Genomic DNA, 10,135 nt, shown 5'->3' with positions numbered 1-10,135 from the left:
TTTTTATTTCAGTGGTTGCGGGAGCCGGATTTGAACCGACGACCTTTGCTGGCTAATGAAGAGCTGAGACCGACAAGCTTTTCTTTAACAAACATTTTACAGTAACCTCAAACCTCTAAAGGGAATTGGTTGCGGGAGCCGGATTTGAACCGACGACCTTCGGGTTATGAGCCCGACGAGCTACCAGGCTGCTCCATCCCGCGCCTGTAAATTTTAAGTCTATCGACTACTTAATTTAATCTCTTAAGTTAGAGCTTTACAGTAACCTCAAACCCCTAAAGGAAATTGGTTGCGGGAGCCGGATTTGAACCGACGACCTTCGGGTTATGAGCCCGACGAGCTACCAGGCTGCTCCATCCCGCGCCTGTAATTTTCTTGAAATAGTTTCGTGTTAACAACGAGCCTGTTTCGAAGAGAGCGCTATAATATAGGAATAAACTTATATTGCAAGGTTTTAACTAGTTAATTGCGTTCAACCGCACAAAAAGCAACCAATAGGCACTGTAATTAGCTATCTCTGATGCGGGGTTATCATTTTTTGAAACTCCCAGTCAGGGTGCCCCATCACAATAAAGTCAGGATTTTCTGTACTCTCGCGTTGGTTATAAGTAAGCGGGTTGAACTCTGCATCGGTAATACATCCGCCCGCCTCTTCTACAATCACTTGTGAGGCGCCAGTATCCCACTCGCCAGTGGGACCAATTCGTAAAAAGCAGTCGGCTTTACCCTCGGCAACTATACATGCTTTTAGCGAGCACGAGCCTACTGCAACAGTGGCAAACTGCGTATTTAAATACTGACTGACCGCTTCAACTTTTTGTCTACGACTTACTGCCAGCGTCAGGTTATCGGGTGTTGCTACCGACATTTTAATATCGTTACCGTTTTCTCGCTTATAGGCTCCCTGATTAGCAGTAGCAAAGTAAGTGATCCCTTTTGCAGGCCAGTGAATCACACCTAGTACGGGGTGGTTATTTTCTACTAATGCAATATTAACGGCAAAGTCACCACTTTCTAAAATAAACTCGCCAGTGCCATCCATTGGGTCAAGCAACCAATAGCGTTGCCAATTTTGCCTGTCAGCAAGTGCTGGAATAGGCGTTTCTTCAGACATGATAGGGATGTCGGGCGCAAGTGCCTGCAGACCTGCTACTAACACATCATTTGAGGCTAAGTCAGCTTTTGTGACAGGTGTTGCGTCTGACTTTTCTTGCTGGCCAATATCGTCTTTTTTATAAATAGCCATAATGGCATCGCCTGCACTTTGTGCAAGTTCAATACAAGGCTCTAGTAGTTTATTCATTTGCAGCTCCAGACGCTAAATACTTATTTAATAATAGCAAAGCGGCAACACTGCGAGCTTCGGTAAAATCGTCTTGCTCCAATAATGACTGCCAATCGGTTAATGGCCACTTAACAACCACTAAAGGTTCGGGCTCATCCCCTTCTAACGTTTGCGGATAAAGCTGCTTAGCAAATAAAATATGCATGGTTGCATTAAAATAACTTGGTGCCATTGATACTACTTTTAATGGCTCAAAAAATTCAGCGCCAAACCCCACTTCTTCTTTTAGCTCTCTGTTTGCGGCCTGCTCTGGCGTCTCTCCGGGGTCTATTAAACCTTTTGGAAAACCTAATTGATAGTCGTTTGTACCTGCGCAATACTCACGCACCAGTAGCATTTCGTTATCTGCAGTTATTGGTACAATCATTACAGCCCCGCGACCACCGCCACGTATTCGCTCATACTGGCGCTCTTCGTCATTAGAAAACTTAAGCTCTAGCGATTCAACGGTAAATAAACGGCTTTTAGCAACAACCTTATTGCTAATAATTTGCGGCGGAGTTGGGTGCTTTTTCTGTGTCATTGGCGTTATTTTGCTATCATGGCAGTTGTGCTTAATCATAAACTTTTCATAAGGAAAAGCCCATGCTAAATTGGTCAAAAATCGATACCGTTTTACTTGATATGGACGGAACATTACTCGATTTACATTTCGATAGTCATTTTTGGCTTAGCGTTGTACCAGAGCAACTTGCACTCACTCGCAATATTACCCTTGACGAAGCAAAAGCCGATATGCACAAACGCTATCAAGCGGTGAGCGGCCAAATACAATGGTATTGCCTAGACTACTGGGAAGAGCAACTTAATTTACCCATTATGGAATTAAAACGCCAAACTCAGCATTTAATACAAGTGCGTGAAGATGTACCCCACTTTTTAACTGAATTAAAGAAAGCCGGTAAAGAGTTAATACTCTTAACCAATGCCCACCCAGAAAATATGATGCTTAAATTTGAACACACCGCCATAGACAATTATTTAGATGGTGTGGTGTCGACTCATCAATACGGAGTGAGTAAAGAGCAGCAAAGTTTATGGCATCAGGTACAAAAAGACTTAGGGTTTAATAAGCAGCGCACTTTGTTTGTTGATGATAGTGTGCCAGTTTTAAATGCTGCCCGAGAATACGGCATTGAACATTTACTTGCGGTGGCCAACCCAGATAGCCAGCAACCACATAATGTAATAGCCGATTACTTAAATGTAACCGACTACCGTACTATTATATAACTATCAGCTTGGGTAGCGCGCCTCAAGGCCTTGGTATACTAACTTTGCAAAATCTGGATGTTCGGTATCAAGGCTTTTAACAACTTCCACTAAATGTTCGTTATCCTCTTGGCCATTCCATACTTTAATATAGCTGCCATCTTTGTAGCCATGATCTTGGCGGAAAAAGTTTAACGTATTTTTACCTACGTAACCGCGGTATAAATCGTCAATATCCATCCCTATTTGCGCCATACACCCTGCAAACGCGGCAGCATTAAAGGCTTTATCAGCCACTGCTGATGCGGCTAACATTTCAAGCGTTTGTTTAAAGTCATCTGCCGTTTGTGGTGTGCTAAGCTCTTGCACTAATTGCTTAGCTAACTCCTCGTAAGATGTTGTTCCATCGATTCTTAACGACAAACCAAAATGAAATATATCAACCAATTCTAAAATTACTTGCTCGGTATCTGGGGTTTGTTTTTTCCACCACTTCCAGCCGTAATGATCTAGCATTTCTGCACACTCTACCCAAATGGCTCTGTACCACTCAAAGCCTTGGCTAAACCATTGTTCATGAACCTTTGTGTTCATCGCATTTTGCATTTCTAGCATTACAACTAGCTTGTTTAAGTTGGCTGACATATTGTTTCCACTGGAGCTTTTAAATAATGCTTATGATACAGGCAAATAATAAAAAGTGCATTTTTGATCTATTATAAAAAGTACACCAAAACAAGGCAGGAAATAATAATGAGTAACGTGTTACTACACACCTTGGCGACTATAATACTGACTGCTTTCTTAGTAACTAATGCGCAAGCAAGTACTGCGGGAATTGCAGCAGCCCCTGAGCAAGTATCACCATTATTACCGGGCCTGAGCGTGCCTAATGTAACGCTTAAAGATCAACAAGGTCATAACATAGAGTTAAAAAAGCGCTTTGCTGAAAAAACAACAATACTTATTATTTACCGTGGAGGTTGGTGCCCTTATTGCTCAAAACAACTGGCTAATATTCAAAAAATTGAGCAGCAACTCGCTAATTTGAACGCGCAAATTATTGCAGTATCGCCAGATAGTCCAGAAAAACTAGCCCAAAGTAAAATTAAATCACCTAATTATTTACTGCTTTCAGATGATAGCTTAACCCTAGCAAAAGCCTTAGGTTTAGCCTATTACCTCGACGATAAAACAGCCGCTATCTATCGCAATAAGCGCGGTGTTAACTTTGTTGATGCCCAAGGCAAAGTAAACGTCGCCTTGCCTGTACCGGCTGTATTTGTGATTGATAAAAGCGGCGTTGTATACTTTCAGTACGCAAACCCTAATTACAAAGTACGTTTAACTGAAAGCTTACTTTTAGCCGCTGTTGAATCAATTGATTTGCAATAACTTAAAACATAAATAAGGCCAACTAGGTTGGCCTTTAAAACGTTTAACGCGAGCCACTAAAGTCAGCCCACGACTCTATTAAATCTATAAAATCTTCAAAGCCACAACCACTCACAAGGCCATTTTCTTCAAGCATTAAGTCATCATCTTGATAGGCGAGTAAATCTTCGCTGTCTTGGTGAAGTGCATGCGCTTCAAATAAAGCTTCGTCTTTAGAAAGTATTAAATCTATCTCTTGTCCTTTAAGTGTTACAGGCTCGTAGCTTGTTTTTACTGAGCTAATAAGTGCTTGTACCATCGCCACTTTTTCTTTGCCGATTTCCTCGTTTAACCAGCGACCGACTAAGGCATGTTCACTGTTTATTCTAATGCGCAGCCCGCTAATAGGGTCACGTATAAATTGATATTCCATAATTCTTACTTTTAAAACGCTAATGCGCTAATTATACCCACAAACAACCCTAAACACTGCCTTTAAAACGCAAAATAGCGCCTATGGGCGCTATTTAAATGAACAACATAAAAGCTAACTTCGCGATTTAAATCGTGCAGCATCTATAATCGACCATAAGTAAATAATAGGCACGAGCACAAAACCTACCAATACATAAATTAGTGCGTAGCTAATTATAATAGCTAGCGCAAAAAAGATAGCCGCTAAAATTCGCCCTTGTACTAATTGCCCTAAACCAGGAAAAAATATATTACACAACGCCGCAATAACATTACCACCAGAACCTTGATCAGCCATACTCACCTCTGTAGTTAATTAATTTTAAATTTTAGTTATTTACTTACTATCACACTTTATGCCAATTTATTAAAGCTTTAAAATCAATTAGTTAAAATTAAACCAAATGATTAACTTAGTATTTTTTACTAAATATAGGTCAATTTGATTATTTTTATTATTAACTTATTGCTATTTAAGTGTACAAAAAACCAACTAAGCATTTATTTTTACAAGAATTTTTAGAATAGCTGTTCATAAAAACAGTATTTTATTTAGCCTAACAAAAACACCTGTTATACTGCCCTCATTATTGATTGAAAAGGCGTAACGATGGACGTTTCTGAATTACTCGATGGCTTAAATGACAAACAACGCGATGCCGTTGCAGCCCCACTACAAAACATGCTGGTATTAGCAGGTGCAGGGTCTGGTAAAACACGAGTGCTCGTTCATCGTATAGCGTGGTTAATGCAGGTTGAGCAAGCATCAGCTTATAGTATTTTTGCGGTTACCTTTACTAATAAGGCCGCTAAAGAAATGCGTACCCGAGTAGAAGAAACCCTGAAAGCGCCAGTTGGCGGTATGTGGATTGGTACATTCCATGGTTTATCACATCGTATTTTGCGCGCCCATCATCGTGAAGCAAACTTACCAGAAGCCTTTCAAATTTTAGACTCTGATGATCAACTAAGAATGATTAAGCGCCTTTTAAAATCAATGAATATTGATGACAAAAAGTGGCCCGCCAAGCAATTTGGCTGGTATATAAGCGCTAAAAAAGATGAAGCCCTGCGCCCTAAAGACATTCAAGCCTACGATATAAACGAGCAAATGATGTTGCGTGTATATGCCGCCTATCAAGAAGCATGTGATCGTGCAGGTTTAGTTGATTTTGCAGAAATACTATTACGTAGCTACGAGGTTCTTAAAAATAACCCGACGCTACTTCGCCATTATCAGCAGCGCTTTACCCATATGCTGGTAGACGAGTTCCAGGATACCAATACCATTCAATACGCCTGGTTAAAGCTACTGGCTGGCGATACACAAAGCATTATGATTGTTGGCGACGATGACCAAAGCATTTACGGTTGGCGCGGCGCTAAAATAGAAAACATAAAGCGTTTTTTAACTGACTTTGACGCCGAAACTATTCGCCTTGAACAAAACTACCGTTCAACCGCAACTATTCTAAAGGCTTCGAATGCGCTTATAAAAAATAACTCAGAGCGTATGGGTAAAAGCTTATGGACCGACGGTAACGAAGGCGAGCCTATCTCTATTTATGCCGCCTTTAACGAGCTAGACGAAGCTCGTTTTGTAAGCAGCAAATTACGTAGCTGGCTAAATGCTGGTAATGCGTTGCAAGACGCCGCTATTTTATACCGTAGTAACGCACAATCTCGTGTACTCGAGGAAGCTATGCTACAAGAGGGTTTAAAATACCGAATTTACGGGGGGATGCGATTTTTCGAGCGCCAAGAGATTAAAGACGCACTCTCGTACTTACGACTGGTAGGAAATCGCCAAGACGATGCTGCATTTGAGCGCGTAATAAACACCCCTGCACGCGGTATTGGTGATAAAACACTTAGCCATATACGTGACTGTGCACGTGCTGAGTCATTGCCTCTTTGGTACGCCGCCAAAGCAATTGTTGAACAACAACACTTATCTGGCCGTGCAGCAAGCGCTGTTACAAAATTTGTAGAGTTGGTTGAGCATATAGAAGACAAAATTAGCGACCTAACCTTGCAAGAGCAAGCCAAGTACACTATTCAAACCTCAGGCCTAATGGCTATGTATCAGGCCGAAAAAGGCGAAAAAGGCCGCGCTCGCGTAGAAAACTTAGAAGAACTTATCAGTGCCTGCGATCAGTACGAGCTCCCTGAAGAAGAAGAGTTTAGTTCTCCATTACAAGGCTTTTTAGCTTATACCTCACTTGAATCTGGTGAAGGCCAAGCGGATGAGCACGAAGACGCTGTACAAATGATGACTCTTCACTCGGCTAAGGGCTTAGAGTTTCCGCTTGTGTTTATGGTGGGCGTTGAAGAAGGCATGTTCCCGTCGCAGCAAAGTAATGAAGAGTCTGGACGCTTAGAAGAAGAGCGCCGCCTATGTTACGTAGGCATGACCCGGGCAATGGACAAACTATACATAAGCCATGCCGAAAGCCGTCGTTTATATGGCCAAGAAAAGTACCATAGCCCATCGCGATTTTTACGTGAAATTCCCGAAGACTGTGTGGAAGAAATTCGCATTAAAACACAGGTCTCAAGACCGCCTGCTGCAGGGCGCTTTAGTGCATCAGTGAGCCATGCGGCATTTGAGGAAAGCGGGTTTAACTTAGGTCAACGCGTACTACACGCTAAATTTGGTATAGGCACAGTGCTTAATTACGAAGGCAGCGGCGCACAATCGCGTGTACAAGTTAACTTTGACGACCTTGGCAGCAAATGGTTAGTAACCGCATATGCACGACTTCAAGCTGTATAAACACTTTATTGAGCAATTAACACAGCAGCTAACTGGCGCAAAGCATCGTCAGTTAGTGCTTATTACAGGCCAGTCCGTTTGGTGTTATAAATTACTGGATACTTTAACAAGTTCGTATAGCGTAAAAGTACTCTCTAAAAGCTCACAACTTCAACACGCCAACTGGCCCGAGCATACCCATCAGCTATTAGGGCAAGAGTTCTCGCATGCTGTTTATGATGGCTTTAGCGGTATTTACTCTGATAAAATCGCCGCATTAGCGGGCACTGTAAAAGCCGGCGGACTTTTATTTTTATTACTACCTGACTTACACAGCTTGAGCTCGTGGCAAGACCCTGCGCTACAAAGCATGCAATCTTTTGGGTTTAGTAATCAGCAAAGCTATTTTAATTTACGCTTTTCACGCCTTTTAAAAACGCTACCTATCGTACACTTTGATGAGCACACAGGTTTTAACCAACCGCCGCTTAATAACAATCTAACAAATAAAATTGAGTACCAGGCGCAACAGCACTGTGTTGAGCAAATAATCAAGGTAGCCACAGGGCGTGCTAACAGGCCTTTAATTATTAATGCCGACAGAGGGCGAGGAAAATCCGCTGCGCTAGGGCTAGCTGCCGCAGCATTGCATGATAAAAAAGTAATTGTATGCGCAACACAATTTAGAGCCACTCACAGCTGTTTTAAACATTTAGCCAAAACATTACAAATAGAATACAGCGCTCAGCAAAAACAGTTAGGCAATTTGCAGTACATGGCGCCCGATGCTTTGCTTGAACAATTACCACAATGTGACTTGTTGCTTGTCGATGAAGCTGCCGCAATCCCTGTGCCCTTACTATTAACAATGTTAAAGCACTACCCACGAATAGTATTTGCAAGCACCTTGGTTGGCTACGAAGGTAATGGCCGAGGCTATACCATTCGCTTTACGCAATATATCAAAGCAAATTACAAAGCAGCAAAAGTTGTAAACCTAGAAGACCCTTTACGTTTTGCCAAGGGCGACCCTCTTGAGCAGCATGTACGCACACTTTTTGCTTTAGATGCACAATACAACGAAGACCAACTCGCTTTAAATGACATTGAGCACATTGAAGTCACTCAACAAAAGCTTACCAATAATGAACCTTTACTACTGCAAATAGTGGCACTGCTTGCACTGGCCCATTACCAAAGCAGTGTTAACGATTTACGCCAATTACTTGATGCCCCAGCGCAAAGGCTGTTTATTAGCAAATGCAGTACACAGGTTATTGGGGTTTGCCTAATAGCATTGGAAGGCAGTATGGATACAGGGCTCGCTAAACAAGTAGTAAATGGTGAGCGGCGCCCGCAAGGGCACTTAATGGCGCAATCGCTCGCGCAATTAAGCGCACAGCCAAGCTATTTAACAAAGCAAAGTGCACGTGTTATTCGTATTGCTGTTGCACCTAATCTGCACCAACAAGGCGTAGGAAAAGCATTATTAGCGCATTGCCAACATCAGCTTACGCCTATATGTAGTTATATAGGCGCAAGTTTTGGGGCTACAGCTGAGCTTTTACGTTTTTGGCAATCTCAGGGCTTTAGTACTGTAAAGCTAGGTTATCAACGCGACAAAAGCACCGGTGAGCACTCAGCCCTTGTTATTAAACCATTAAGCACATCCGCGCAGGGCTTACATAGCTTAGCTCAGCAATTTAAAAGTGATTTGTTTTATGGTTTATTAACGCACTTTAGCCAACTCGACAGTGAGTTAGTCAGTGAGCTAATAAGTAAATTTATCGATGAATCTAGCGTACCCAGCCCGCCTATAAACACTACAATTAGTACAAGAAACCGCTTTAATACCGCGCCAAAACTATGGTATTTATTTAATCACTCACCGTCCTGCCTAATGGCAACCAAAAGTGAAGATCGCCACTTGCTGATACAAATGGTATTACAAAACCACAGTAATGAGCAGCTAATAAAGCAACACGGCTTTAGTGGAAAAAAAGCACTAGAGCAGCAGTTTAAAAGTGCAGTTACATCTCTGATCAAAAAGTCTCACAACCTTTAAGCTATTTATTTATTTTGTTCTATCCTTAAAGTATTACAAGGTAATTAAAGATAAAGGCATGGAATTTATAAACTTTCAGGTGGGCTGCAAAACCATTTCACTTAAAATCCTCGACATTTTACTGACCGAGCGATTTGATAATAACCTCACTACATTGCCAAATAATAATAAGAGCTTTATTGGTGTAAAAGACTATATGGAAACGCCCACCCCAGTGTTCGATTTAGGTATTATTTTGAATGGAAATTCAACTGAACAATGTAATAAAACAGCACTAGGTGAGTTAAGAGCATGGCAAACCAAGCTCAATGACTGGTTCAGCCATTTTGAGAAAAGCCTTTCAACTCAAGATACACCAATTACATGTGATTTAACCCAGCTGCACAACATCGCTTTATTTTATAAAGAGTTTAAAACCGATAATATCGACCTAAAAGTGATTGTTGAAAAGCTTGATGAGCCTTTTCAGAGTTTCGTAAAGGCAACAAACAACGCGATCGCTGCGCATAATGGGCAAAACTACAAACAAGCTAATAAATACTTAGCCAACATTAAGCGCAACAGTTTTATGCAATTGCAGCGACTGTGTGATGCAGCAAAGGAACAAATAACTCTCGATTATAAACCTATTATTGTTTTTACAACTAAAGACGGGCTTAACCCACACGTCGGGCTGCTAGTAGATAAAGTAGAGGACAATATAGATTATAAAAAAGAAGACATTAAACCTCTCGATAAGCTAACCGAAGTCGGGTTTGATATAGACCCACAAACCAAAGGCATGATGCGGGGGCTAATAAAATTAGCTGAAAAGCATAGTGTTTTAATCGATCCGAGTGCCATTTTTAGACCCGAACATTTAACACAACAGCAAGAGGAAGAAACACAAGGATATGGGCTTTTTTAAAAT

General features: G+C 41.5%; 10 protein-coding genes and 2 tRNA genes. 5 read left to right on the top strand and 7 right to left on the bottom strand.

Annotated features, from left to right (window positions below; genetic code table 11):
• Positions 1-126 precede the first annotated feature (126 nt).
• The 4 genes from AABI99_RS16670 to nudE form a co-directional block, all read right to left on the bottom strand.
• Positions 127-203: transfer RNA gene (locus AABI99_RS16670), tRNA-Met, on the bottom strand.
• Positions 204-286: 83 nt separating this feature from the next.
• Positions 287-363 (bottom strand) — tRNA-Met (locus AABI99_RS16665).
• Positions 364-511: 148 nt separating this feature from the next.
• Entirely contained in the window at positions 512-1,303 is a 792-nt protein-coding gene (gene cysQ, locus AABI99_RS16660; RefSeq protein ID WP_338367211.1) for a 3'(2'),5'-bisphosphate nucleotidase CysQ, read from the bottom strand.
• On the bottom strand, positions 1,296-1,868 hold the full coding sequence (gene nudE / locus AABI99_RS16655; RefSeq protein WP_338367213.1) for an ADP compounds hydrolase NudE: 573 nt from the start codon (positions 1,866-1,868) through the stop codon (positions 1,296-1,298). Before nudE ends, cysQ begins: the two co-directional genes overlap by 8 nt.
• A gap of 62 nt (positions 1,869-1,930) precedes the next feature.
• Here nudE and yrfG point away from each other — a divergent pair, with 62 nt between their 5' ends.
• Positions 1,931-2,578, top strand: coding sequence for a GMP/IMP nucleotidase (yrfG, locus tag AABI99_RS16650; protein ID WP_338367210.1), 648 nt, complete (start codon positions 1,931-1,933; stop codon positions 2,576-2,578).
• Between the two features lie 3 nt (positions 2,579-2,581).
• Here the strand turns inward: yrfG and AABI99_RS16645 are convergent, their stop codons facing one another.
• Positions 2,582-3,202, bottom strand: coding sequence for a dUTP diphosphatase (locus tag AABI99_RS16645; RefSeq protein ID WP_338367209.1), 621 nt, complete (start codon positions 3,200-3,202; stop codon positions 2,582-2,584).
• 108 nt (positions 3,203-3,310) lie between these two features.
• On the opposite strand from AABI99_RS16645, the gene AABI99_RS16640 reads away from it, so the two are divergent.
• On the top strand, positions 3,311-3,952 hold the full coding sequence (locus AABI99_RS16640; RefSeq protein WP_338367208.1) for a peroxiredoxin-like family protein: 642 nt from the start codon (positions 3,311-3,313) through the stop codon (positions 3,950-3,952).
• A 43-nt stretch (positions 3,953-3,995) separates the two neighbouring features.
• Here the strand turns inward: AABI99_RS16640 and AABI99_RS16635 are convergent, their stop codons facing one another.
• Together AABI99_RS16635 and AABI99_RS16630 are read right to left on the bottom strand one after the other, a co-directional pair.
• Positions 3,996-4,364, bottom strand: a complete 369-nt coding sequence (locus AABI99_RS16635) for a YacL family protein (RefSeq protein WP_338367207.1) — start codon at positions 4,362-4,364, stop codon at positions 3,996-3,998.
• A gap of 114 nt (positions 4,365-4,478) precedes the next feature.
• The gene (locus AABI99_RS16630) at positions 4,479-4,703 is read right to left on the bottom strand and encodes a hypothetical protein (RefSeq protein ID WP_338367206.1); all 225 of its coding nucleotides are present in this window, start codon (positions 4,701-4,703) and stop codon (positions 4,479-4,481) included.
• 312 nt (positions 4,704-5,015) lie between these two features.
• On the opposite strand from AABI99_RS16630, the gene uvrD reads away from it, so the two are divergent.
• From uvrD to AABI99_RS16615, 3 genes are read left to right on the top strand one after another with little or no spacing between them, the layout of a single operon-like run.
• Entirely contained in the window at positions 5,016-7,181 is a 2,166-nt protein-coding gene (gene uvrD, locus AABI99_RS16625) for a DNA helicase II (RefSeq protein WP_338367205.1), read from the top strand.
• Positions 7,159-9,225, top strand: a complete 2,067-nt coding sequence (locus AABI99_RS16620; protein ID WP_338367204.1) for a GNAT family N-acetyltransferase — start codon at positions 7,159-7,161, stop codon at positions 9,223-9,225. The genes uvrD and AABI99_RS16620 overlap by 23 nt, the downstream gene beginning before the upstream one ends.
• Before the next feature lie 58 nt (positions 9,226-9,283).
• Positions 9,284-10,132, top strand: coding sequence for a chemotaxis protein (locus AABI99_RS16615; protein WP_338367203.1), 849 nt, complete (start codon positions 9,284-9,286; stop codon positions 10,130-10,132).
• The last annotated feature ends 3 nt before the right edge of the window (positions 10,133-10,135 follow it).

This window comes from uncultured Pseudoalteromonas sp. (genome assembly GCF_963922945.1).
Taxonomy (GTDB): Bacteria; Pseudomonadota; Gammaproteobacteria; order Enterobacterales; family Alteromonadaceae; genus Pseudoalteromonas.
Note: the sequence above shows the minus strand (reverse complement) of the source record. Positions and strands in the feature narration are given on the sequence as shown.